This window comes from Pseudarthrobacter sp. MM222 (assembly GCF_947090775.1).
Classification (GTDB): Bacteria; Actinomycetota; Actinomycetes; order Actinomycetales; family Micrococcaceae; genus Arthrobacter.
In genome coordinates this window covers 2524601-2549883 of the sequence record NZ_OX352321.1, presented here as the reverse complement: position 1 = coordinate 2549883, position 25283 = coordinate 2524601, and the positions used below count along the sequence as shown (strand labels likewise).

Annotated in this window: 19 protein-coding genes and 2 pseudogenes; 7 read left to right on the top strand and 14 right to left on the bottom strand. The window is 61.9% G+C overall.

Annotated features, from left to right (window positions below; genetic code table 11):
- Nucleotides 1–80: 80 nt before the first annotated feature.
- The 4 genes from OM977_RS11605 to OM977_RS11590 all read left to right on the top strand — a co-directional run bounded on the left by OM977_RS11605 (nucleotide 81) and on the right by OM977_RS11590 (nucleotide 6086).
- On the top strand, nucleotides 81–3635 hold the full coding sequence (locus OM977_RS11605) for a helicase associated domain-containing protein (protein ID WP_264354119.1): 3555 nt from the start codon (nucleotides 81–83) through the stop codon (nucleotides 3633–3635).
- A gap of 214 nt (nucleotides 3636–3849) precedes the next feature.
- Nucleotides 3850–4164 (top strand): hypothetical protein, encoded by a 315-nt coding sequence (locus OM977_RS11600; RefSeq protein WP_264354118.1) that lies wholly within the window; start codon nucleotides 3850–3852, stop codon nucleotides 4162–4164.
- A 728-nt stretch (nucleotides 4165–4892) separates the two neighbouring features.
- The gene (locus tag OM977_RS11595; protein WP_264354117.1) at nucleotides 4893–5312 is read left to right on the top strand and encodes a sacsin N-terminal ATP-binding-like domain-containing protein; all 420 of its coding nucleotides are present in this window, start codon (nucleotides 4893–4895) and stop codon (nucleotides 5310–5312) included.
- Between the two features lie 102 nt (nucleotides 5313–5414).
- Nucleotides 5415–6086, top strand: a complete 672-nt coding sequence (locus OM977_RS11590; RefSeq protein ID WP_264354116.1) for an endonuclease/exonuclease/phosphatase family protein — start codon at nucleotides 5415–5417, stop codon at nucleotides 6084–6086.
- 1224 nt (nucleotides 6087–7310) lie between these two features.
- On the opposite strand, the pseudogene OM977_RS11585 reads toward OM977_RS11590, so the two are convergent.
- The 12 genes and pseudogenes from OM977_RS11585 to OM977_RS11530 all read right to left on the bottom strand — a co-directional run.
- Nucleotides 7311–7520: pseudogene (locus OM977_RS11585) on the bottom strand (ATP-binding protein); the annotation flags it as partial.
- 175 nt (nucleotides 7521–7695) lie between these two features.
- Complete coding sequence (locus OM977_RS11580) at nucleotides 7696–9189, bottom strand: glycoside hydrolase family 32 protein (RefSeq protein WP_264354115.1); 1494 nt, start codon at nucleotides 9187–9189, stop codon at nucleotides 7696–7698.
- 142 nt (nucleotides 9190–9331) lie between these two features.
- A complete protein-coding gene (locus OM977_RS11575) occupies nucleotides 9332–10891 on the bottom strand; it encodes a glycoside hydrolase family 32 protein (RefSeq protein ID WP_264354114.1) in 1560 nt (519 codons plus the stop codon).
- A complete protein-coding gene (locus OM977_RS11570) occupies nucleotides 10888–11955 on the bottom strand; it encodes an ATP-binding cassette domain-containing protein (protein ID WP_264354113.1) in 1068 nt (355 codons plus the stop codon). Before OM977_RS11570 ends, OM977_RS11575 begins: the two co-directional genes overlap by 4 nt.
- Entirely contained in the window at nucleotides 11952–12914 is a 963-nt protein-coding gene (locus tag OM977_RS11565; RefSeq protein ID WP_264354112.1) for an ABC transporter ATP-binding protein, read from the bottom strand. Before OM977_RS11565 ends, OM977_RS11570 begins: the two co-directional genes overlap by 4 nt.
- Nucleotides 12911–13846, bottom strand: coding sequence for an ABC transporter permease (locus OM977_RS11560; RefSeq protein WP_264354111.1), 936 nt, complete (start codon nucleotides 13844–13846; stop codon nucleotides 12911–12913). Before OM977_RS11560 ends, OM977_RS11565 begins: the two co-directional genes overlap by 4 nt.
- A gap of 10 nt (nucleotides 13847–13856) precedes the next feature.
- Complete coding sequence (locus tag OM977_RS11555) at nucleotides 13857–14834, bottom strand: ABC transporter permease (RefSeq protein WP_264357391.1); 978 nt, start codon at nucleotides 14832–14834, stop codon at nucleotides 13857–13859.
- Nucleotides 14835–14939: 105 nt separating this feature from the next.
- The gene (locus OM977_RS11550) at nucleotides 14940–16619 is read right to left on the bottom strand and encodes an ABC transporter substrate-binding protein (protein WP_264354110.1); all 1680 of its coding nucleotides are present in this window, start codon (nucleotides 16617–16619) and stop codon (nucleotides 14940–14942) included.
- 78 nt (nucleotides 16620–16697) lie between these two features.
- Nucleotides 16698–17768: a LacI family DNA-binding transcriptional regulator gene (locus tag OM977_RS11545; RefSeq protein WP_264354109.1), complete on the bottom strand. Its 1071-nt coding sequence runs from the start codon at nucleotides 17766–17768 to the stop codon at nucleotides 16698–16700.
- Between the two features lie 178 nt (nucleotides 17769–17946).
- Nucleotides 17947–18581, bottom strand: a pseudogene (locus tag OM977_RS11540) (ATP-binding protein); the annotation flags it as partial.
- A gap of 699 nt (nucleotides 18582–19280) precedes the next feature.
- Complete coding sequence (locus OM977_RS11535) at nucleotides 19281–20153, bottom strand: carbon-nitrogen hydrolase family protein (RefSeq protein ID WP_264354108.1); 873 nt, start codon at nucleotides 20151–20153, stop codon at nucleotides 19281–19283.
- A 39-nt stretch (nucleotides 20154–20192) separates the two neighbouring features.
- A complete protein-coding gene (locus tag OM977_RS11530) occupies nucleotides 20193–21728 on the bottom strand; it encodes an APC family permease (RefSeq protein WP_264354107.1) in 1536 nt (511 codons plus the stop codon).
- Nucleotides 21729–21837: 109 nt separating this feature from the next.
- Between OM977_RS11530 and OM977_RS11525 the strand changes: the two genes are divergently transcribed.
- On the top strand, nucleotides 21838–22479 hold the full coding sequence (locus tag OM977_RS11525; protein WP_264354106.1) for a TetR/AcrR family transcriptional regulator: 642 nt from the start codon (nucleotides 21838–21840) through the stop codon (nucleotides 22477–22479).
- 336 nt (nucleotides 22480–22815) lie between these two features.
- On the opposite strand, the gene OM977_RS11520 is transcribed toward OM977_RS11525, so the two are convergent.
- A complete protein-coding gene (locus OM977_RS11520; RefSeq protein WP_264354105.1) occupies nucleotides 22816–23244 on the bottom strand; it encodes a phosphotransferase in 429 nt (142 codons plus the stop codon).
- A gap of 105 nt (nucleotides 23245–23349) precedes the next feature.
- Nucleotides 23350–23562 carry a hypothetical protein gene (locus OM977_RS11515; protein WP_264354104.1) on the bottom strand — a complete coding sequence of 71 codons (213 nt, stop codon included), beginning with the start codon at nucleotides 23560–23562 and terminating at the stop codon, nucleotides 23350–23352.
- Between the two features lie 581 nt (nucleotides 23563–24143).
- On the opposite strand from OM977_RS11515, the gene OM977_RS11510 reads away from it, so the two are divergent.
- Both OM977_RS11510 and OM977_RS11505 read left to right on the top strand, forming a co-directional pair.
- The gene (locus OM977_RS11510) at nucleotides 24144–24722 is read left to right on the top strand and encodes a cysteine hydrolase family protein (RefSeq protein WP_264354103.1); all 579 of its coding nucleotides are present in this window, start codon (nucleotides 24144–24146) and stop codon (nucleotides 24720–24722) included.
- A gap of 241 nt (nucleotides 24723–24963) precedes the next feature.
- Nucleotides 24964–25221 carry a hypothetical protein gene (locus tag OM977_RS11505; protein ID WP_264354102.1) on the top strand — a complete coding sequence of 86 codons (258 nt, stop codon included), beginning with the start codon at nucleotides 24964–24966 and terminating at the stop codon, nucleotides 25219–25221.
- The last annotated feature ends 62 nt before the right edge of the window (nucleotides 25222–25283 follow it).

Genomic DNA, 25283 nt, shown 5'->3' with positions numbered 1-25283 from the left:
CGGGGAACCAGGACCCGCTGCATGCACCCGCATGCAGCGGGTCCTCCAAGACGCTTGTGGATATGAAGACTAGGACGGCTATGTCAAGCGAAAAGCACGAACACCGGTTCATGGAGCGCTACGGTGAATTGAAGGCGTTCATTGAGCAAAACGGGCGCCGCCCCAGAGCCGAGTCAAAGGACACGGCCGAAGCAGCGTTGGGCCGTTGGACCACTACGCAGCAGACTCTGAGGAACGCCGGTCAACTCGCTGCGGATCGTCGGAAGCTGATGGAGGACCTGGGGAGCGCCCTGGTTCCAAGGCAGACATATGCTGACCGCATTGCGGAACTTTCAGAGTTTATTCGCAGAAACGGAAGGCGCCCACTCTTCGGGGCCGTCAGTCCGTCAGAACGCAGCCTTGCAGCGTGGCTGAACTATCAAGTCATCGCGCGAAACAAGGGGGAGCTCTCTGCTGAACGCTCCGATCTGCTTGAGCCGCTCGTCCCCACAGACTCGACGCGGAAAATCCGATCAATCCCAGAATGGGTTGCGGACCTTTCGGCATTCCAAACCGAGCATGGCCGGATGCCGCTCAGCACACGAGATGAAGAGCGAGGGCTTGCGCTGTGGCTCATTAACAAGCGGATGTCTTTCAAAGACGGGACCATGTCCCAAGACCAGATTGACGCCTTGTCCGCAGTCCCCGGCGCGCTGACTACCAGGAAGAACGCTGATCCTGATGCGATGCTTTTGGAGGCACAGGAATGGTGCGCCCAGCACGGGTACATTCCCCGGGCTAGTTTCACCGATACCGACGCGCTCAGCACAGATGAGGAAAAGGAACGCTCGATTGCGGCTTGGATGCGTAATCATGCACGGGAAAGCACTCGTGCGTATGAGCCCACCGAGTACGCTGAGCGCCGAGAGAGCATCCTCGATCTCTATGACAAGTACCCTTCACGAACGGAATTCAACGAAATCCTGGCAAGGGAAAAGGTACGAAAAGTATTGGCGGACGCCGATCACCTGCCCTCAAGCACCGAGGACAGCCATACCCACGGCTGGATCGCGAATGCCCGCCGGCTACGTGCTGCCGGCGCCGATATGTCACCAGAGGCCCTGGAGGTGCTGGCACTCGCGGAGCGCCTCAAAGCTCACACCGAGCACAAACGCGATGCGCGACTTGAGCAGTTGAACGAATTCGTCAAAGTCAACGGACGCATGCCTGGCTTCGCGAAGTTGGCGCCGAAGGAAGAAAAAAACCTCGCCTTCTGGGTTAAGCGGCGACTCGACGGCTCCAGGACCTCGGGGGGTGCTCAAATCGAGGAGACAATCGCAGAGCTGATAGATAAGTGCAGGAAAATGGCGGAGGCCGCTGTGAGCGTTGCGCCCGTCAAGAAGAGGCACGCGAACCTCGACCGGGAGACGGCGGAGTGCGCAAAGGTTATGGCGGCGTTGACCGAATCAGGCCACATCCCCGGATCCGCGTCCCCGGTCTATGCGTGGTTGGTCAAGCACCGAAAGCTCCGGACCGCAGGAGCACCAATCTCCAACGAAGTTTCGCATGTGCTTGAGTACGCGGACACGTTGAAATCAGCGCGCGAAGTGCGACACGAGCGACGGCTTGCTGACTACACGGACTTCCTGACACGTTTCGATCGGCTCCCGACTCCAGGTGGTGAGAAGACAGAAGCGTCATTAGCGAACTGGGCCAGCGGCGTCCTGCGCGGAGTCGTCAACGCCGGGCCTGAAGTTGAGGCGGCGCTTCGCACGCTTCAGGAAGACTCGAATCCGCAGACGAAGAACGCACCTGAAGAAACTTCGAGCGGCCGAAGCCAGAGCTGGCAAATGATTGTGGACGCATACGCCCAGGGGGAGCGGATAGCCACCCTGTATGAAGGTGCTGAGTCCCCAAAGGAGTTCCTTGACCTTCTCCGGGAAGAAGTTACGGTCCAAGACGAACAAAACCGTGCTGACGCCATCGCGAGTGAAATCCGTGCGCTGCGTCGACTGATTCAGGAAGATGTCCACGGCGGCCTTGTCGGCGGCGGACCATCCGCGGGATCGGTTCGCCGGTCTATGGTCCTTCAACACAGATTTCATTGGTTGCATGACTCGGCGACCGACGTTTATGAAGAGATTTGCCAGAAAGGTGGGCTCAACGTCGATTACCCGATGACCTGCCATTCCCCTTATCTCGACTATGGCGTCTTCGCGGTTTACGGCATGCTCGAGGGGCTCAGTGCAGACCTGACTGATCCGCTTTCTCCGGAGGAAGCAAGAGTTGTGGACGATCTTGAACGTTTGCTGTCCGGAGCGCCCGACTCAGCGCGGCGAAGTGCTGTGTGTTTTGTTCTGGGGGCGCTGAGGCAGCTAAATCGTGCACCGGGTAGGCAACTCTACGCGCGGGAGTACAATCTGGGCCGGGCCCAGTTCCGAGAATTTCTTGAAGTATCCGACTACCTGGACTGGCCGGCCCCGGCGGAAACTGTGTCCGAATTCCTAGGCAACGGCTCGTGGAACGGGGCCATGGCCGCGGCGGGCCTCCCTCCGATTCTGCAGGGCTGGAACTGGCAGGGATCGGACTTCATCCGTGCTGCGCTCGACTTTTCGGAGTCGGCATCGGGGCTGGACCGTTCCCCGGGGACGGAATTCGCGTACGACGACTGGGTGAAACAGCAGGTAGTGCGGGGAGTGGAACGACCATCGCTGCTCAGCATGCACGCCGAATTCGGTGTCTTGAGTAATGGACTAAGGCTCGTGGCGGGGAGTCGCGACCTAGCGGAGGACGTCGACGAAGAATCCGAGAGGGAGTGGCGCCGTGTCCAACGCTTGCTCTCCAAAACCGTGTCCGAAACTCCAGAGGGAGCCTCACTTGAACTCCGGGTCGTGGAACAAGGCGACGACTTGGACATTCCACTGTTCGCAACGGCGAGGATCGGTGCAGGCGGAGCCGAATGCTCATTCCCCTCAAACCTGGTAGTCGAAACGAAGGACTGGCCCCAGGACGTCGGACGGATGCTCGAACTTGGTTGGGCTTCGGCCCGAGATGCCCGTGACGTCTGGATTAAGGAGTCCGTCCCGCTTAAGGACGTCGCGTCAACTCTCCTCGCCGGGTTGCGGGAATGCCGCGGCGTCACGAATCCTGCACAACTTACATGGTCTGCGAACCACCCCTCCGGGGGACACGAAACGAGTAGTCCGTCCGCTGACCAAGGCGAATGGCAGAGCCTGGCAGGGGAAGAGCCGAGGCAAGTGATTCTGTGGGCCGACGCAGTGGAGTCGCTGACAGACGAGTTGCTGTGGCTCAAAGATGACGACTTCCTCAGCGTCGAATACGGGTACGGAACGGGGGAGGACTGTGCACCCTATGCGCAGGCCACTCCGCGTAAATCGGGATTGTCCTTGGAACTCGTTTCTGAGGAATTTCTTTCTGCCGAAGCCTGGCCGCTCAACGCGCATTTTCTCGTTTCAGCAGGATGGGAAGCCCCGACTGGCGAGAACCCGAACTGGCACATCACCGATGTGCCAAGGGAGTCCGCTGCTAAGAAACTCCTGGACGGGCTGCGGATCGGCCGGGAATGCCGGGACGCTCGACTGCTGCGCTGGCATTTAGCAATCTTCCCTCCCGAGGTGGACGCTTCTGACGACTGAAGGAGCGGAAGCAGGACGCCTATACGTAAGACGCTCCCGTGGGCGGCCGTAGCGGCGAGGGCGGGTGCATGGCCTTTAGATTCATCGAAATGGGATCATAGGAAAAACTGGCAGTCGACGTCATTTTCCGAATTGTGGAAAGAACGCCCCTCGGGGCTATGCGGCCCGGAAGGGTGCGGTCGGATGACGAGCCTCAACAACAGAGGAGTGCACAATGAAAGCCAACGCATACAGCGCAGAACTGGCCGCGGCCATGGAGGCCGGCTTCGTAAAAAACTACTACACAGGGGAGCACTGCCACAGCCTTGCCGACGCTTACATGGCGTCCTTGCCCGAAAACTCCCTGCCTGAGGACCTTGAGGAGCGCGAGGAGTACGACCGCCTGGTCAGGTGGTCCTTGGAGCCAAGCAACGCGTCGCCGGGAGAAGTCGTCAGGACGTTCAATTACATCCGAGTTAAAGCAGTGCGGGTCGCCATGAAAGTCGCGCAGAGCCGCGGCGAGGTAGGCGAGCACAACTTCCTTCATTAGGTTCGGGCCTGACGTCGCACACCGCACTGGGGCGTCTGAAAGGACTTGCACAATACAAACCCAATTGGGCCACCGAACTTGCGGCATGACAGAACCTCGGCTTACGAGCTCGAAGCATGGCGCAACGTTCAGCGGTTCAGAGGCCGTCGGGCCTGTAGTTTCGGCGATGAAGAGGAGTTTCCCCATGTAGTTCTGGTCTCCGGCGGGCTCGTAGGTCCAATCGAGGCGTTCGTGACGGTGATCTTCCGCCTGGCCACGCACTCGGCAAAAGCGCGCGGATCAGCCTTGGCTGCGACGCCGAGCTTCCGCCGATGGGCCGCTCGCTGCCAGTACGAATTTCAAGGAAGCTCACTCCATAGGCAACAATAGCCAGCCAACGGGTGCGTCCAGCCGAACTTGAGACGCGATCTGTCCCGATCCTGGCCCCTGCGCAGGGCAGGCGTTGATGAAAGACGCGAGAAGGAGCTGCCGGGATGTCTGGAAATTCTGCAGATCCGGCCGCAGATGCTGCTTTGCGTCAACACCTCTCCACTCGTGGTGGCGGGGACGGTCGGAATGCGGTCTTTACACACGTGTCTCTCGCAGGATTTAAGAGAGGCGGGGGTGCTACGTTGTACGGTTCAAAGTGGCATCGGATCTAAGCCGGCATGACTTGGTTGTCTGAGCATGAGCATGAGCATGCAATGGCAAAAGGCTCTGTAAGCGTCAATGTGTGGAGGGTGCACTGAATGAGGGGGATCATCGATGAATTGCGTGAAACTGAGCTGGAGTCACTCCAATCAGAAGTCAAAGCAGGACGTGCAAGGCACTATCTGAAATCCTTGGATGAGCGCGGTGCTGCCCAAGTGCTCATTCGCCAGCAGTATTCAGGCCGATATTTGTTTGAGCTCCTGCAGAACGCGAATGCCGCTGCCGCTGAATCAAGCCGCGGCGGCAAAGTTCGTTTTCAACTGACGGACGAGGCTTTGCTTGTTGCTGACAATGGTGTCGGATTTCAGCGCGAACATATTGAAGCCATCTGTACCCTCGGGCGTTCTTCCAAGAGTGCTGCCAAGAGCATCTGGTACAAGGGGCTGGGATTCAAATCAGTCGGCGATCAGCCTATCGTCGGAGATAAGGACGGCGGATCTACGGCGCTCGCCGACTGAGTTTCCGTCTGGGTGTGAGTCGCCGGAAGTGTCCAAGCTGCCTTCATATAGGTGGCGCCGGTAAGATGCCAACGGCACTTTTGCCGGACTCAAAGGAACCCAGTGCGAATCGTCTCGTGGAACTGTTCTATGGCGTATTACAAGAAACGCCACCTGATTGAAGCGTTGCAGCCTGACGTGGTCATTCTCCACGAGGTCGCCAAGAAGGACATTTTGGCGGCTGAACACCCCTTCGCGGCATGGACTGGCAGCAATCTGAACAAGGGTCTCGGAGTTATTGGATTCGCCAACGCTCGCTACAAGATTTCAGAACACGCGGATCCTAACTTGCCCTGGCATCTTCCCTTTTCGATTGATGGCCTCAACGTCATTGCCCTTTGGGCGCATCAGCTGGATCGTGAGCTGAGGTACGTTCGCGTGACTCATGAGATCGTGGACCGCCACGCTGGATTCCTCGCCGGTGGCAACGCGTTGCTCATGGGGGACTTCAACAGCAACACGGTCTGGGACAGGGCGCATCCGGGGAGGAACCACAGCATGCTGGTCGGAAAGCTCACGGGGCTTGGGCTCAGCAGCGTGTACCACCGCGACGCGGTGAACGACCAAGGTGCGGAGCCGACGAAAACGTACTTTCACACTCGGAACCCCCGATTTGGGCATCACATCGACTACGCATTCCTGAGCGACGGCATCCCGGCCGATCTCCGAGTCGGAGTATCCGAAGACTGGTTGAGGCATAGCGACCACATGCCGCTGATCTTGGATGTCGCCTAGTAACTCGCGGGTCAGGCGCCGACTCAGCGGCCTCCCTTCGCGCGGCACCGAATTGCCAGCGGCATGTGGAGACTTTCGGCGAGCCCCGCCTGGACTGATCTTCGGGTCATTCCTTCGGGTGGGAAAAGGACCATCTTGCCTGTCCGTGGGGAGACGGGACCAGGCCACCGCCGCCGCGAACATAGGGGGACAGGGGAACGGTCCTCAAGACCAAGTAACCTGTCCATCTACATCTTTTGTGAGGTGTCGACCTAATTGGAAGAATGGCACCCTATTTGGAAGAAACGTATCGCCGAGTTGGAAGTCTTCTTCCAAGTAGATGCCACCAAAGCGGCCACACAGGGAGACGTGCAGGGTGCCAGCTGATTGTCCCGGTGAGCTGTGTTCGCGTCTTGATGTGTGACATGTCGACTTAGTTGGCATAACTCACAAGATAGTTGGCGCCGTGACAAACGGAGTGGCGCGGGGCCAACTATCTTGGTTATGCCCGTTGCTGAGACCAGGCCCTACCTGAGTAAGTGGGACTAAATCTCGACAACGTGACCTTGGGTTGCAATGCAGGCCAGTTGGAAGACACGAGACGCTGGTTCGGAGAAAGCAGCGCGGGTAGCTGGAAGTCTCCCAACTCGTGAGTGGTCCTCACTCCCTCGATATGGCGTGCTGCGAACCGATTTGTCTGCGAATTCTGGTTCATCCTGGGCAACACCTTGTCTGGCTGGTGGCGTGCGCATTTCTTCGCGGCTATTTCTTCCGGCAGGTCCTTGGGACCTCTATCGACCGGGGAGGGCCCGGTGAAGGCATCGTCCAAAATCGGTTCGTCAATACCTATCGAGCAAGGCCCCAGTGTCCGAGGTTCTTGCGTGGGCCAGGTCAAGCCGCCGGGTAAGTCGGGCGCGGTCCGGCGCACAAGAGTCCCCTTTGAGAGGATCAATCCTGTCTCTGACGGGGACGGTGGCGTCGTTCTCGACTAGCGTTTCTATCCGGCGCTTGGACCCGAAGGCAGGGATGAATCGCCTTTTGAGATTGCGGCAGAACTGTGTGACTTGATCGGCCCCCTTGTTCGAGAGCAGTATCCAAATGCACGCATCTATACTTCCAAACGGGGTCCGAAAGTCACGTTCTGGCCGATTTCAACAATTAACGCAAGCGCTTGCCAAGTGGCTTATCCATCGAGTCCTACTTGCCTGACGACGACGGTGGAAGGTTCGGCCCGCGGTGCCCGGTTTAGCTGCCGTTCTGGTGGTTCAGGGTGTGGGCGAGGCGGTAGGAGTCGGTGCCGGTTTCGATGATGGTGCCGTTGAAGGTCAGCCGGTCCACGATCGCGACACACAGCCGGGGTCGGTGAAGGTTTTCGTCCACCCGGAGAAGGACTCATTGCTGGCGATCGCGGTGGAGTTCTTTTCCTCCTCTCTCGGTGAGGACCTGGAACAGCAGTCACTACCGCCGCGGCGGTAGTGACTGCAGGGCAGCGGCAAGGCGTTCAAACCCACGCGCGCCAGGGGACTCTCTATTTCAGGCGAGTCCCCTGGCAGGCAAGCTGGGCCGCCGTCGTCCACCCGTCGCGTTGATTGGGTGGGTCTGAATCCATCCGGCGGTTGCGTAGCCATGGTCAGGCGAGGGTGGTCAGCCTGAGCGAAGCGACCTTTGCGGTTCCTCCGGTGGTGTACAGCGACACGCCGGTGCTGGAGGGGTCTGGGAAGATCAGTTCGGTGAGGGTGACCTCTCCGTCTTGGGCGAAGATCTCCACAGAGCAGTGATCAACGAAAATACGCAGGTTATACGCTCCATCCACGGCACGCAGGGGCGCGGTGTCGATCGATGCAAAGGCGCTGTGGAACGCCGTGTTGCCCGAGACCGTTCGATCCACGAGCAGTCTGCCGTCACCCGGACAGATGCCGATCCTTGTACCTTCGTTGCCGTTGCCGCGGACCACGAGGCCAAATTCATCTGCGGAACCGGGCATAAACGTTACCTCGATGAGTTGCACGGCGTCCCCGCCTGCCACGGAACGGATGCCATCGACGTCGAGCTCTGTGTAGGCAACTGTGCGGGAAAACGCTGCGGGGTCAATCACTGCCTGCTGGGTGAGGTGCGGTGCCCCTTCAGAGGTGACCAGCGAGACCTCGCGTACAAGCGACATGGGGCTTCGCCACGGGGAGGTTGGAATGTCGTTGCCGTACTGCCAGTTGTTCATCCAGGCCATCATGAGCCGGCGGCCGTCCGGAACGTTGCTGAAGGAAACGGCAGCGTAGTAATCCCGGCCCCAGTCGAGCCAGTGATACTCGGTCAGGCGCGCCGGATCCTGGTCGCCTTCAGTGACCGTGGTTTCGGACCTGAACGTCTCGCCGTCGAATTCGCCAACGAAGTACTGTCCCGCAGATCCTCCGTTTGGCCCGCCGGGATTGAGGTTAACGGTCAGGACCCATCTGATCAGGTCCTCGTTCCCGTCAAGTGGAAGCGGGAACAGGTCAGGACATTCCCAGACTCCGCCGGTGGCGTTGGCGGGCCCGAAACTGCTGAGGTAGTCCCAGCTCTTGAGGTCATCGGAGCGGTACATCACGACGGTGAAATCCAGTGCCTCGACAGCGACCATGACCCAGTAGGATCCGGAAGCGCCGTCGTACCAGAAGACCTTCGGGTCCCGGAACTCGGCCGAGTCCCTGCTCAAGACGGGGTTGCCGTGGTATTTGGACCAGGTGTAGCCGCCGTCGGTGCTCCAGGCCAGTGACTGCGCCTGGATCCCGGCGTGCTGTGAGTTCTCCTTGTAGGCACTTGTGTAGATCGCGACCAGGGGTGCAGCAGTTCCGTCGCCGAGTCCGCTGCTGTTGTGCTGGTCGTAGACGACGCTGCCGGAGAAGATGTCCTCGTTTTCGTCGCAGGCAATGGCGACGGGTTGTTCTGTCCACGTGATGAGGTTCGTGGAGGTGGCGTGCCCCCAGGACATGTTTCCCCAGACATTCCCGAAGGGGTTGTTCTGGTAGTAGAGGTGGTAGCTACCCTCGTAGTAGATGAGGCCGTTGGGGTCATTGAGCCAGGTGTCCTTGCTGGCGTAGTGCATCGCCGGCCGGAAAGCCTCACGTGTGGGCGTGGTTACCGCGGTCATGAATCAAAGTCTCGTTTCATTTCGTCTTCCTGAGGAAGGGTGGGGCGGCCATCGAGCCGGCGACCGGCGCGGGCGCTGTTCGGCGGCTGGACGGATGCTGGTGTTAGCAGTTGACTCCAAAGGCGGGAGAGGTCGGACTGAGTTAGGGGAAGAGGTTCCGGGCTCCTCCAAAGATCTCAGCCATGGTCCAGGCATCGAAGGAGAGCAGCCTCACGGTACCCTCGGCGGCTAGGCTCACGTGCTCACCGGCCAGGGTCGGGTAAACGCGGGCGGTGAGCGGCTTACCGTTGGCAAAAATTTCGACGGCGGATCGGTCCACCAGGACGCGCAGGTGCACCCGGCCGTCGGGCATCGGGAGCGGTCCAGACTTGTCGTCGACATCAACGGTCGGATCGAGGCTGCTCTGAGTCCGGTCGAGGCGGAGTGTGCCTTGGCCGTCGCCTTCCGTGGTCCGGCGCAGCTCGATCACTGTTTCCTCCTTGGGTTTGCCGGAGACGCCACGGTCAGCCGATCCCAGCAAGCCCAGTCGCAGCACAGCACCAGGCTCGAGCTGCACGTCCAGTTCGAGGTCCAATTGGCTGCCGGACACCCCGGTAGCCGCAGGTGCCCCGGTACCCACCAGCTGCTGTCCGGGCAGGCCCACATGGTCCCGGCGTAGCTTCTCGATTTCGGGCACGGGTGCGAAACGGAGGGTTCCGTCGTCGGCCAGGGTGGTGACGCGCGGCAAACTCATGACGCCCGACCACCCGGCCTCAACCATCGCGGCGTCGCTGCGCCCCTCCTGGAGCCAACCAAACATGATGCGTCGGCCGGACTCATCCTGGAATGACTGCGGCGCATAGAAGAACCGTCCGCCGTAGTCGAGCCGATGCAGCCCGGCGGGCTCGAAGGAGTTTTCCGAGTAGCGCCCGGTCCAGTACAGCGGGTGGCGGGTGTCGCCGTTGTCCCATGCGGAAAAGACCAACACGTCGGGCGTGTCACCAGAAGTGGGAACCGTACCCAACGAGCCTTCGCCTGCCCGGAACAGGTCCACGCATTCCCACATGGTCCCGGTCCAGTCGGAATCGGCAGGATCGCCCAGTGAGGCGTCGCCGATGAACAGGGGCCCGACGTATTCCCAGGCGCGCAGATCCTCCGACTCGTACAGGAACGCCGTGCCGCCGCGCCCACGAATGCCCGAACCTACCAACTGCCGCCAGGTGGAACCCTCGCGCCACACGCAGTGATCGCGATACGCCGTGATGTCCACCCCGGCCGGCGGGGCTGCGATGACCGGGTTCTGAGGCAATTTGCTCCAGCTCAGCAGGTCTGCGGATCCCACGGCAACGCAGGGCAACTCCTGCTCGCCTAGCCGTCCCGAGTACACCAAGGTGGGCGTGCCGCCGTCGTTCACCAACACCCCCGACCAGCAGCCGTCGGCGTCCGGACCTGCGGAAGGTTCCAGCGCCACCGGCTGGTCCGTCCAGTGGACGAGGTCGGTGCTGGTCGCGTGGCCCCACTGGATGCGGTGGTGGAAGGCGCCTTCGGGGTTGTACTGGTAGAAGAGGTGGTAGGTGCCGTTCCATTGGCTCACGCCGTTGGGGTCGTTCAGCCAACCGGCCGGGGACACGAAATGGAAGCGCGGCCGAAGGGGGTCCGCATCGGCGCGGGCAATCAGTTCGTCCTGGGGAACGGTGCCGAGCGGGTGCGTCGATTCAGTCATACGGAGGCCTTGTTGTCCGTAGGTTCAGTTGCCAGCGCGTGGCCGCCGGCTCCAGCCTGCGGGCGGTAAAGGTGGCAGCGCACCCAGTGGCGGTTTTCGGGGTCGCCCACGCGGTGGCGGACGGGTTCCTCGGCCGAGCAGCGGTTTGGGTCGCCGTCGAAAGCGCAGCTGGTCGAAGCCATCACAGCCTGGCGCAGCTCTGCCCGGCGGACGGGATCGTAGGAGCCCGCCCGGGCCGGATCCGGGACGGCCGAGACCAGCAGCTGCGTGTACGGGTGGGCCGGGTTGGCCAGGAGATCCAAGGACTCGCCCTCTTCAACGAGCTCTCCCGCGAACATGACCGCCGTCCGGTCCGCCAGGTATCGGGCCGAGGCGAGGTCGTGTGTGATGTAGAGCATGGAGATTCCCTGCTCATCGCGGAGCTTCCGCATCAGGTTCAGCACGCCGATCCGGACCGAAACATCCAGCATGGACGTGGGTTCGTCGGCGAGGATGACCCGTGGTTCCACGGCAAGGGCCCGGGCAATCGCGACTCGTTGGCGCTGCCCGCCGGAGAGCTCGTGCGGGTAGGAGTTCAGCATGTCGGCCTGCAGGCCCACGGTGGTCATGAGCTCCTCGAGTCGCTGCTGCGTCTCTGTCTCGGAGCTGCCGCCCTTCCGATGGATCGCTAGCGACCTCCGCAGGAAGTGCTCCACTCTGTGGGCAGGATTCAGCGAGCCGAAGGGATCCTGGAAGACCATCTGCAGTTGGGAGCGGAAGGCCCGCGATGCTTGGAAGCGGTCTCGCTTGAGGACGTCGACGCCGTCGATCAGGATCTCGCCGGAGCTCGGCTTTTCCAGCCGGGCAACGCAGCGGGCCAGGGTGCTCTTACCCGACCCGGACTCTCCCACGAGCGCCACGATTTCGCCGCGGCCAATGGTCAGGTCCACGCCGTGCAGGGCCCGGACGGACTCCCGGGAGAACAAACCACCTATAGGGAAAGACTTTCCTAGTCCGCGGACCTCGAGGGCTGGAGCTTCGGTGTCGGCGGCGGGGCGCTGGGATGACAGTACAGCGTGGCTCATCGTGCGGCTCCTTCCATGATGGCGGTGTCAGCCGCTGAAGCGTCGGCACTGACAGGTGCCACGAAATGGCCGGGTGCTGCTTCGGTGAGGTCCGGGATGTTCCGGAACTTCACGCCGTCGGGCAGTCCGGTCAGCGGAACCCGCGGACCGGTGAGCGGCGGGAACGCACCCATCAGCGCCTGAGTGTAGGGGTGGCGGGGGTTGGCGTAGACGTCCTGGGCTTTCGCGGTCTCCACGATCCGGCCTCCGTACATCACGGCCATGCGGTGCGAGAGCTCCACCATGAGGGACATGTCGTGGGTGATGAAGAGGACGGAGAACCCCAGTTCGCGTTGGAGTTCCTTGATTTGGGCCATGATTTCCTGCTGCACCACCACGTCCAGCGCGGTGGTGGGTTCGTCGAGGATCAACAGGGACGGCTTGAGCGCCACGGCCATGGCGATCACGGCGCGCTGCCGCATGCCGCCCGAGAGCTGGTGCGGGTAGGACTTGAGGCGTGCGGGGTCGATCCTCACCAATTCGAGCAACTCACCGGCACGCCGCAGCGATTCCTTGCGCGAGTAGCCCGCATGAGTGGTGAAAATATCCACGATCTGCTCGCCGATGGTCAGCACCGGGTTGAGCGAGTTCATGGCCGACTGGAACACCATGGCCACGTCCTGCCAGCGGAAGCGCCGCAGCTCCTCCGGGCTCATGGCCAGGACGTCCTTGCCGCCGAAGGAGATGCTGCCGCCGGCGATCTTCGCGGGATCCTTCAGGAGCCGCATGATCGAGTTGGCTATGGTGGACTTCCCACAGCCGGACTCGCCCGCCAGCCCGAACACCTCACCGGTGCCGATGCTGAAGGAAACACGGTCGACGGCGGTGGTGGAGCGGGTGTCGCCGATGTACTTGACGGTGAGGTTCTTGACCTCCAGGACGGGCTCGTGGGAGCCGAAGGAAACTTGGGAGACTGTCATTTGGCGGCGCTCCTTTCGGTAATTTTTGGGGTTTTGATCTTCCGCAGCCGCGGATTAGTGACCTCGTCCACGGCGTAGTTGATGAGGGCCAGCGCGAACGCGACCAGCGCGATGCAGACACCCGAGGGAACAAAGACCCACCAGCTGCCGGTCAGTAGGGCGCCCTCGTTGCCGGCCCAGAAGAGGTTGTTGCCCCACGAGACGGTGCTGACGTCACCCAGGCCAAGGAACTCCAGGCCTGCCTGGGCGCCGATGCCGTAGATCACGCAGGCCAGCAGGGTACCCATGACGATCGAGGCCATGTTCGGCAGGATCTCGCGGAACATGATCCGGCCCGCCCGTTCGCCGGACACCACGGCCGCGGCCACAAAGTCTTTTGATCGGATGGACAGCGCCTGGGAGCGCAAGACACGTGCCGAACCGGCCCAGCCGGTGACCACGAGGACAAGGATCACGGTGCCCAGGCCCGGCGGCAGGAACGCGGCCAGGATGACAAGGAGCGGCAGTCCGGGCAGGAGCAGGAAGACGTTGGTCACCAGGGACAGTGCTTCGTCAATGAACTTGCCAAAGTACGCCGAGGCCAGGCCCACCAAAATGCCGATAAAGGTGGATGCGAAGCCCACAGTCAACCCGACGAACAGGGAACTGCGGGAGCCGTGGACAGTCAGGGCAAGCACGTCCTGACCTTTGGCCGTGGTGCCGAGCCAGTGCTCGGGAGACGGTTCCAGCGAGGCCATCGCGGTGATCCGCGACGGATCTCCGGGGAACACCACGGGGGCCAGCAACGCAAGCGCGATGAACACGAGCATCACGGTCATGCCCAGCAGGGCCTTCTTGTTGGTGCTAAGTCCGTGGACGAAACTGCGGTTGGGCTTGCGGGCAGCTGTGCGCTCAGTGGGCTCAGTGGGCTGCTTCAGAATTGCGGTTGTCATGATGGGTCCCTCAGTTGCTGCGCACGCGCGGGTCGAGGCGGACGTAGAGGATGTCCACCAGGAAGTTCGCCAGCAGCACGGCGGCGGTGATGGTCAGGAACAGGCCCTGCATAAGCGGGTAGTCGAGGCCTTGGACGGCGTTGAGGAGCTGGTAGCCGACGCCGGGGTACGCGAACACCACCTCGGTGAGCAGCGCACCACCCACCACGAAGCCCAGCCCCATGCCGAAGCTCGTGACCGACGGGAGCATGGCGTTCCGCGCTGCATAGCGGAGCATGATGCGGCCCGGCCGGAGACCCTTGGCTTCAGCCATGGTGATGTAGTCCTCGGAGTTCGTGGCGATCATCGTGTTCCGCATGCCCAGCATCCACCCGCCGATGGAGACCAGCACGATCGTCAACGCCGGGAGTACAAGGTGCGCACCGACGTCGCCGATGAACTCCCAGGTAAACGCGGGCTCCAAACCGGCCGTGAACGCGTGGCGGATGGGGAACCAGCCCAGCACCACGCCAAACAGGTACAGCGCGCCCATAGCTAGCCAGAAATAAGGGAAGGAACCGATGAACACCAGCACCGGCGGCAGCGCCGAATCGATCACGCCGCCCCGCCGCCACGCGGCCAGGATGCCGAGCAAGTTGCCCACGAGGGCGGCTATCACCAGTGCGGTGCCGCCGAGCAGGAGGGTCCAGCCGATCTGGGCGGCGATGACCTCCGTGACCGGTGTGGGGAAACGGGAAATCGAGACGCCCATCTGGCCGGTGAACACGTTGTGCAGATAGTCGATGTACTGCTCCCAGATGGGACGGTCGTCCACACCGAGCAACTTACGCAGTGCGTCGATCTGTTCGGGCTGCATCTTGCCCTGGGTACGGGCGAACATGCGGGAGACGGGGTCCCCGGGCATGAAGCGCGGCAGTAGGAAGTTCAAGGTGATGGACGCCCAGAAGGCGATCAGGTAGAAACCCAGGCGGCGCAGGATAAAGCGCACGGTTTCCTCCATTCAGGTATTGCGGTAATGGGGAGGGGGCGGCATGCCCGGCGCGGTGATCCGGCGCCGGGCATGCCGGGCTGCTGGGCCTGCGGGGCCCAGCTGTTACTTGCGCGGTTCCAAAGTGGTGAGAATCAGCACCGTGGTAGGAGAACGATCGGAAAGTGTGGCATAAGGGTTGTCCTGCGACGGCCATCCCGTGAAGTGGACGTCCGTGTAGTCGCCCCATTCAGGTCCTGAGAACAGCGGCACCAGCGGGGCGGCGTCGTTGTATTCTTCCTGGAGCTTGAACGCGACGTCCTTCTGTTTGCCTTCATCGCCGGCGGCAACGAAATCCTGCAGGAGCGCATCGGCTTTGGGGGCACCAAAGCGGTGGTAATTGTCGAACGTCTTGGTGCCGACCGGCTTCACTGTGGCGCTGCCCATGGCATTGTTGAAGTACTTGAACGGGCTGGGATCGTTGGCGCTCCAGACAATGCCGGAGTCAAACGTGCCCTGTTCGTATCCGGCCACCACGGAGGCCCAGTCCGGAGAGTCCACCTTGGCCGTGACTCCCACTGCTTGGAGGTTCTGTGAGATCACGTTGGCTACGGACAGCCAGTCGGAGGAGCTGGCGCCCACGGAGATCTTGAACTCGAAAGGCGTTCCATCCTTCAAGGTGCGCTTGCCGTCGGCCCCCTTGGGGTAGCCGGCTTCGTCCAAGACTTTGTTGGCTTCGTCCACGTTGAGCTTGGTCCAGCTGCAGTTGTCCTTGACGGCCGGGTTCTTCCACTTCTCGTAGTTGCCGGAAAGGCCGGTGCAGTCGGCGGGCTGGGCGTAGCCGCTCATCCCGATCTTGGTCACTTGGTCGCGGTCCACGGCCATGCTGAGCGCCTTGCGCACCTTTGGGTCGTTAAACGGAGCCTTGGTGGTGTTGAGCTGCCAATTGATCATGGCACCCGTGGGTGGGAACCAGTAGTGGCGGTGCTCCTTATCTTTGGAGATGAAGGTCTTCTCGATGTTTGGGATGAACTGGGTGGACCAGTCGACATCCCCGTTGACGCTGGCCAGATTGGCTGCGTCGTTGCCGGACATTGCAAGCATCTTGATGCCAGCAATCTTCTGTTTTTCCGGCTGCCAGTAGTTGGGGTTTTTCTTGAGTGCGTAGGACTGAGCCTGGAAGGAATCGACCTCCGTGTAAGGTCCTGTGCCCACGGGCGTGGCGTTGGCGTCCTTCGCCGGGTCGGCGATCGCAGACCAGATGTGCTTGGGCAGAATGGGTAGCTGGCCCACTTCGTAGAGCGCCGGAGACCATGGCTTGTTGAAGGTGAAGGTCACCTTGTTGGTTCCCTCGGCGGTGGCACCGACGAGGTACTCGTAGCCGCCCTTGAGCTTCTTCTGGAGTTCGAAGGTGTAGGCGACGTCGTCGGCCACGAGTGGCTTGCCATCGGACCACTTCACGCCGTCGCGCAGGGTGAAGGTGATGGATTTGCCGTCAGCAGCAGTCTTCCATTCGGTGGCGAGCCACGGCGTCGTGTCTCCCTTGGCCGGGTTGAAGACCAACAGGGGTTCGTAGATCGCCTGGTTGACCATGGGATTCACCGCGGGCGCAAAGGGATTGAAGTTGCGGTCGAAGGTGCTCATGTCTTCCCGTGGGATGGTGAGCATGGCGTTCGTGTTGTCCGAAGTCGAGGAGCTTGTGCCTGACTTGTTGACGGTGGCAGCGCAGCCGGTCAGCAGCATTGCGCCTACCGCCAGTCCGGCCGCTGCAATGCGGGCGGACCTCAGGTGTCGGGGTTGTGTCATGATGGTTATCTCTTTCCTATCTTCATCAGCAAGGTGAAGGGGTGGGTAAGGGTTGCTCTTCGAAACTTGATTTCGCGGTCAGACCGAAGAGCGTTCTAGCAGCGGACAGTCGACCAGTTGCTGGTCGGCAGTGATCGGCTGTCCTGCTGTAAGAGCGGCGAGCGTCTGGACTCCCAGAGCGCCCATTTTTTCGAATGGCAACGCAACCGTGGTCAGCTTTGGCCTGAGGTAGGCCGCAATTAGTTCCTGGTTGTCGAAGCCGATCACGGCGATGTCTCCGGGGATGGTCAGTCCCCGTTCCTTGATGGCGTCGTAAGCGCCCATCGCCATGCGGTCATTGAGGCAGAACAGGGCAGTTGGCCTTTGATTTTTTGGATAGCGGTCCAGGATTTCGCAGGCCGCCTCGTAGCCCCCATCCGCCGTCGCATACCCGGACACCACCAAATCCGGATCCAGTTCCAGCCCGGCGCCGGCGAGTGCTTCGCGTGCACCCTCCAAACGCCCGACAGCTGCGGGGATGCGCGGGTCGAGATTGATGACTCCGATCCTGCTGTGGCCAGCTTGGAGTAAGCGCTCGACGGCGACCCGGCCGCCGGCGCGCTCGTCCGGGACGATCGAGGGCAGCTTCCCGTCCGCGTCGAAACAGTTGATCAGGACCGTGGGCACCTCGTGGGCGCTTTCCGGAACATGTACGCCGCGGTGGAATGTTGCCGCGTACAAAAGTCCTTCCACTCGTTGTTCCAACAGCTTTTCAACGGCTGCGTCTTCCAGGCCCTGGTTGGGTCCTACGGCATCGGCCTGGTCGGAAGGCGCGATAAGCAGGAACCGGCGGTCAAGCCAGGCTTGATCCTGGGCGCCCTTGATGATGTCCACCGCAAACGGGGCCGTCACGATCTCGGTGACGAGTCCATACCAGTCACTGCGCTGGGAAGCCAGTGCGCGTGCTCCGGCATTCGGGCGGTAACCCAATGCCTGCACGGCGTCGTTGATGCGGATGCGCGTTTCCTCAGAAATGCTGGCGTTTTCCCGGTTGCTCAGCACGAACGAGACCGCCGTACGGGAGACACCCGCGTGCCGGGCGACATCACTCATGGTGACACCCCGCTGCCGCACAGCCGCGGCTTTGTTGGGGGTTGTGGTTTTCGCCATTGAATGCTCCGGTGGTCTTCGTTGATCCTGGGCGTTGCGCCGGGGAGTTGGTCTGAGGTGTTCCGCGTTTGCTGTCTAGTAACGCGGGTTACTCAACAGCATTGTGAGCTAGGTTACCCGCGTTACCTTGGAGCTGTCAATGGCTCCACCGGCATGCCACCCGGCACGAGCATGCGGCTTAGCCGGCCGGTTGTTGGGCCAGTGTGTGGGCGAGGCGGTAGGAGTCGGTCCCGGTTTCAATGATGGTTCCGTTGAAGGTGAGCCGGTCCACGATGGCCGCGCAGAGCCGCGGGTCGGTGAAGGTTTTCGTCCAGCCGGGGAAGGATTCGTTGCCACCGAAGCTTTCTCTTCGCGTTCGGTGAGGACCTGGAAGAGCAGCTCGGCTCCGCGTTTGTCCAGTTCCATGTAACCGAGGTCATCAATGATGCAGAGCAGGTCCACGCGGCTGGTAGCGGGCAAAGGTTTTGGCAAGGGCCTTATCGTTCTCGGCTTCGACAAGCTCGTTAACGAGACGGCTGGCGAGGATGTACACAACACTGAAACCCTTCTCAGCCGCCGCTGTGCCCCGATCGCGAGGGTGTGGATGGTTGCCTGACTGATGTTCGGGTTCGCGTCGAAATCAAAGTCCCCAAGCCATTTATCCCGTGGGAAGTCCGCAGACTTGACCCTCCGGATCGAACAACGCCGGTCCCGATCATCACACTCGGCCAGGAACCCCTGATAGGAGAGCTGTTCCCTGCCGGCGACCGTCAAGACTTCCTCGAGAACTGCACTGATGGTGGGCAGCCGCAGGCGCCGGCAAGCCTGGTCCAGCACCAACGGCGGAATAGCAAGATGATGTCCCACTAGAGGTTCGAGCGGGCGCTAAAGGTATGTGGGGTGGTGCTAAATCAAGTCGTCCTGAATGAAGCCGACATACTCAGGCATGTGTGCGACACCTGTCGCGCACTGAAAACTGCAATCTCATTGTGCCAAAGTCAGCACAGCGGCGCTTCACGCCGACAGAAAACCGGGTGAATTCCTTGCCCTGCCGAGACCACAGGGCCACCCCGGTATCGTCGTGGACCACCACGCAGCGTTAGCGGACCATCTTGGACGACAACAAGACGAAGCACTTCTACGACCAGCTTGCCTGGTTCTCAAAGTCTGTTGGGCCGGCTGGTTGAGAAACTTGCCGCCACCTCTCACCGGGATCTCGCCCCCCGGGTTGGGGACAACCTCCCGAAGCTGCCAGTCGTATTCAAGGGTCGACCGGCTGGTGGCCTGGATTTCGATGCATTTGGTGGAGGCCGACACTACGTGCCTTTCATTTCTGGTTCCTCGGGAGTCGCGACTTGGCCTGCATGTCCAGCCTGCGCCGGGCGTCCGTTGTGAATCTGCGGGAGTAGAGCTGGGATCTTGGCTGTAAAGCCACTTAGCCTGCGGGTTAGATTCGTAGGGCAGACATACTGACCTCCTGGGATGCCCTGGGAGGTCAGCATGTAGTACCGGTATTGCCTTTGGACGGGGCAGTCAGGAGAGCGCGCCGCTGAACGGGCGGGGGCGTCGGCGGTCAAGCTCCTCGTTGCTCCAGGCCGGCGGCAGGAATTGTGCGCCGCCGTACATAGGGAATGACAGGATTCCTTGCTGGTCCTGGAGTTGCGCCCAGGGCCGGTTGATGCCGTGGGTTCCGTAGCGGCGGACCTGGGTGACCCTGTCGAGATCCAGGACTCCGTAGAGGATTTCCTCGCCTCCTCTAGCGTGCTGCATGATGGTGCCTTCCGGGTCCACGATGACGCTTTCTCCGACTGCTGACGGGTCGGCGCCGTTGACGTTGACGACGTAGACCTGATTGGCGAAGGCGTTGGCCCGGGACATCACGATTTCCATTTCCCTGTCCCGGGTGGTGGTGAGGGTGGGCTGGATGATGACTTCGGCGCCGAGCCATGCCAGTTGCCTGGCGACCTCGGGGAAGCTTCCATCGAAGCAGATGGCTAGGCCTACGCGTCCCCGGTCGGGGATGTCGAAGGTCACGAACGAATCGCCCGGCGTGGTGGTTTCGAACGGGCGCCAGGGAAAGAGCTTCCTGTAGCGGGCCACGATTTCGCCTTCGGGGGAGACCGCGATTGCCGTGTTGTAGGTGTTCCCGCCCTCGGTTTCCAGCAGGGATCCGGGCACGAGCCAGACCCCCAGGCGGCGGGCCAGATCCGCGATCTTGTTGGTGAGCGCGCTGGGGATGGGGCCGGCGGAGCGGGTTTCGCCCTCAGGGTCCGGGATCAGGAATTCCCCGGGCGCCGCCAGCAAAAGTTCGGGTGCGACGATGATGTCGACCTCAGGGCCGAGCTCCTTGGCGGTTTCGGCCTGGGCGGCGAAACGCTCCCAGGTGGCTTCGACGTCGTAGGGCACGGGTTTCGTTTGGATTGCTGCAATGGATAGGACGCGCATTTATGCCTCGGTTTCGCTGCTCAGGATGGATTGCAGTTCGTTGCGGGTGGAGTAAGTTCCCCGGGGGATCGTTTTCCCGGTGAAGAAGGGCCGGAGCCGGGGGCGGATGACGGCAATGACCAGAACGCCTACTGCCAGGGCGCCGATTCCGATCCAGAACACGGTTCCGATGCCGAGCCAGGAGAGCCCGGCGTATTCGGGGGACAACATGTCGACCGCGCTGTACGCAAACGCTCCCATCATTAGGAGGGAGCCCAAGCCCGGGAGGATGCCCTTCAGCCAGAGCGCGGAGGCCGAGGTGCGCATCTCAGGAGCAAAGTACACGACACAGGCCAGCGCGGTCGCGGCGTAGTAGGCGGCAATCATCAGGCCCACTGACAGAATGGCCAGGCCGATGAAGTCGGCACTGATTGCTGTCAGAACCACCGTCACGGCAATACTTATCATCGCCCACCACGTGATGGACGTTATCGGCGTTCCCCATAAGGGATGCATTTTCGTGGTGGCCCGGGGCAGTGCACCGTAGGTTCCCATGCTCAGCCAGGACCGTGGGGTGCTGACGGCGACCGTCATCAGGGCCGCCAGCGCGGAGAGTCCGACGGCGAGGACAATGACCTGCCCGAAGAGACCGCCGGTGGCCTGGGGGCCGAGCACGGACAGGACGTCCGAGACGGTTGCGGGATCCGTGATGCCGGCGGTCCCGGCAAACCCGACGGCTGCCGTCGCGGTGACGACGTAGAAGAACAGAAGGATCACGGTGGTGATGACAACGGCCCGCCCGGGTGTTCCTTTGCGGTCTATCGTTTCCTCATTGACCGCAATCAAGGCGTCCCAGCCCCAGTAGATGAACAGACACAGGATCACGCCGGAGACCAGGCCCGAGAGATCGCCGGAGGCAAAGGGGTTGAACCAGTCCAGCCTTGGCTGCTCAGCAGCTTCCCCTGCGCTGCCGGTGGCCACGGCGGCAAAGGCGCCGATGCAGAAACCGCCCAGGGCAATCAGCTGCAAGGCAATCAGCGCGTACTGAAGCCAAGCCGAGAGTTCGATTCCCCTTGCTGCCACGACGCCGCTCATCGCGATCAGCCCGCACGCGACGGCGGCGACGATGACCGGTTGGGAGGCGGCCCAGCCGAGTCCAAGGAAGTTAAGTAGGTACGTCGTGGCAACCTGCGCCAGGGCCGCGCTGGCAATGAAGGTGGCGACCTGGGGCACCCAGCCGCCGAAGTACCAGCCGGCCCATGGGCCGAAGACCCGCGATATCCAGACGAAGACCCCGCCGCAGTCAGGCATTTCCCGGTTGAGATCTCGGAATGCGAAGGCCGTGAACAGGATCGGCAAGAATCCCAGAAGGAACGCCGCGGGTGTACTCGACCCGACCGCGACGACAACGAAACCTAGGGTAACGGCCAGGCTGTACGCCGGTGCCACGGCGGCGAGGCCAAGGGCCACGGTCGGGCCGATGCCGATTGAGCCCGCCTTCAGTCCTTTCGTCGAGGTGACAACAGGGAGGGTGGGGGGTGGAGGGTGATGTGACATGGTGACTCCTCATCGAATCATAGTTATTTGAATCACATTCAAACTTGAATGCTATTCAATACCGGTCTAGAGTCGTTGTCAATAGGCATTGGGCCGGAGGGGAGTGGCAATGGCAGGCCTCAGCAAGAGGGAAGTACGCCGCAGGGAGATTGCAGCGGCAGCGCAGGCCGTCGCCGCGCGTGAGGGTGCCGAGGGGGCTACATTGCGCGCAATAGCGGCCGAAGTCGGGATGGCCGCCAATGCCGTCCTGTATTACTACGGAAGCCTCGCTGAAATCACCAATGCAGCGGTCAAGGCCTCGTCCGATCGCTTTCTTGAGAAACTGTCGGAAGCAGTACGCGCGGACATGAGCCCAACGGCCAGGCTGGCCGCCGTGATCGGTGCGGGCTCAGCCGGGCTGGACGATGACGCTTCCAGGATCCTGTACGAATACTGGCCCCACTCGCTCCGGGACGGTGAGATGCGCCGGATCCAGGAGGAGCTCACGAACACCCAGCAGACCATCTACGAAGAAATCATTACCGACGGGACCCGGGCTGGAATGTTTTTCCCCGTCCTTGCCCCCGCGAAAATCGCGCGTACCCTCGTTGCCCAGGAAGACGGCCTTTTGATGGACGTGCTGGCCGGAACCGCCAGCAGCGACTACGTACTGGACCTGATCGGGAGCCTCGCGGCCGCCCTGCTCGGTATCGAACCCGAGTCACTGCTGGAACAGATTCATTGCCCGGAACGGTCCCTGCCTGGCGTGTGAGTTCCTCGGGCGACTAAGAACCCGCCGATATGCTCCGGGAAATCTTTGTGGGGATGTACGACGTGTTGAAGCTCGCGGACGAAATGGGCGAAGCCGGGGTGGCTCTGGCCGGACAGGCTACTCCTGGCGGAGGCGCCGTCCCTGCGTGCCGGCGGAACGAGCCCGCCAAGCGGAACGGAGCCTCCCAGGTCGACTCCGCGCTTGGACGCGGAGCCGACCCTTCAGGCCGCCGACAAGAGGTGTCTGCCGACGGCCTGCCTGCGCTGACATCCGGACGCCGCACGAAAACGGCCCGACCGTCGCAATAATCGATCCTTTACGCGAAGCCTGCTTGCTCTAGCTGTTGAGCGCCTTGCGCCATCCGCCGATGTGCTGTGAGACGTACTCGGTTGTTGCCTTCCAGTGAGCACCGTGCCCGTCGTCGTACATGCCCGCCCAAGGCTGGAAACCTGTTGCTTTCGCGTCGCACAGCAGCTCGTACATTGCCCGGACGCGGAGAACTATTGTCTCGGGAAGGGCTCGGCGCAGGATGTCATCTGTGCCGTATCCATCGACCAGGGCGCGAAGGCGGATGCCGGCGTCGTTAGGGTCGGCACCTTCCCACAATCCGGCGAATGACTGCGCAGCGTAGGCGAGGTCCCAGACCCGTGAGCTGGGGCCGGCTCCGTCCCAGTCGATGCATACCCACCGTTCCCCCAGGATGAGGTTCCAGGGAGCAAGGTCATTGTGGCAGATCAACTCGGGAGACGTGGCAGGCAGCAGCATTTCCAGTTGGCGAGGTCGTCCAGGGTGCATCGCGGGCTGTTATCGTGGATTGCGCGGATGATGCCACCAACCCGGCGCAATTCTTGGGCGCCCAGTTGCCCCCGTTCATAGCCAGGTCGCCGCTGACGAACTCGATGATCTGACGCCGTCAGAATCCCGGCCCCACACCCGGGGAACATCTAATCCAGCAGCTCCAAGGGCTTGAAGATAGCCGTGCACTCTGCCGGAGGCTTCCTCCCAAGGCTTGCGCACCGTGTTGTCTACCCGCACCACGAAGTCGGAGGCATTGCCGCCCTCCAGCACGTGCTCTTCGGTCATTGCCCGCCCCCTTCTCCCGCGCCAGGTCGATTAGTTCCCAATCTATCTGGGCACCTTGGTTGGTTTCGCCTGTGATCGGGTTTGGCGCAATGCTCCGAGCGGGTTTCGCGGGAACTTGCGCATAATTTCCCCTCGTTCCTCCCTGCGTAGGAGTTCCGTGTATCCCTTGGATTGGGCCCCTCGGGTGCAAGGTGTCCCCGGCCTGGTGAGGGACCGTCCCGGCGGGATCAAATTCGCCAGGGCTGTTGCCGCCGGATCCGGCGGAGTAGGATCGCCGAACCGTAGCGTCCAGACCAGGAGGCCCAGTGGTTCCCGGGTTGTTGTCCCTCTCCTCAGCCCTTGCGTTCCGTCGGGGGCCCTATGCGTTCATCTCTTCCTTTTGTGATGCACCCCGTAGCGATCTTATTCCGGACCCGTCTGGGACCGCTTCCGGTGGTCTGCGCGCGGGGCTGGAACGCGGGCGCACGATCATGCCCGGCTTCTGCTAACCAAAGCCGTCCGCGTCTGCGTGGCCATCCCGATGGGCGTACCAGGGGCCGGAACACGCACCAGTCGGCACGCTAGACCAGAAAGGATCCAGGATGATCGCCGTCCTGATTGTTGATATGCAAAACGCGTTCTTTGAGGATCCGGCACTCCGCGGCCAGAGGGACGGACTCACGACCGCGTGCAACGCGATATTGGCTGCGGTGGCCAACGCAAACGCCAAAGCGTTGCTGGTCAAGACCGAGCACGAGCGCGACAAATCCACCTGGACGCTGAATATGCTCGATGACGATCAGGGCTTCATCTTCCGCGGCAGCGAGCAGGCAGACTTTGTCCCCGGGCTCGAAACCGAGGGCGTGCCGCACCTTCTCAAGACCCGGGACAGTGCGTTCTTCGGGACTGACCTGCTCCTGCGGCTGCGCAACTGGGACGTCGATACTGTGGTTCTGGCAGGGGTGTCTACCCACAACTGCGTAGCCCAGACCGGGGCAGACGCCTTTGCCAACAATTTCCGCGTGATCTACGCCTCCGACGCCACCGGCTCCGAAGACACCGAAGCAGCGCACGCTATCCAGGACATTCTTTGCAAAGAGTACCGCCAGCGCATTCTCACCGTTACGCAGATCCAGAAGCTCCTCGGCGATCCTTCGGTCGGCCCGAACGCCGATAACTAACAAAGGAACGGCTTGGCTTCCCCGGCACTGCGCGAAGGTTTCCGGTCCGCGTCGCGGCCCCACCGGGGGCGGTCATAACCGGGCTATGTACATTCCCCGGCAGCGCGGGGTATTTTCATTAAGGACCCCTGCCTGCGCGAGTCTTCCGCGGGGAGCCCCTTTCGGCGTTGTGCGCCGCCGGGAGGAAACGCTGCTGTAGCCTCACGGCGGCCCATCACGCACCCTGAGGAAAGAGCCTCCCATGGCCACCTCGCATTTCCAGCAATTCCTTCGGGACGCCACTTCCCCCGCCCCGGACACCGACTGCCCCTTGGGGGCGGACTGCCTCTACGGCCTGTACACGAGCTGGTGCCTGCTCCAGGGAATGGCACCCAAACCCGGCCGGTCCTTCCGGGCAGGGATGCGCCTGTGCCGTGTCAACGTCCACCACGGCAGACTCAGGATGAAGGGCCGCGCCGCAGCAGCCTACATCCTCGCCAGCTACCCGCACGCCGCCTGATCATGTCACTCGAATTTCACGGCTTCCGCCCCGACGGCGCCGGCCGGCCGCCCCGCGTGTTG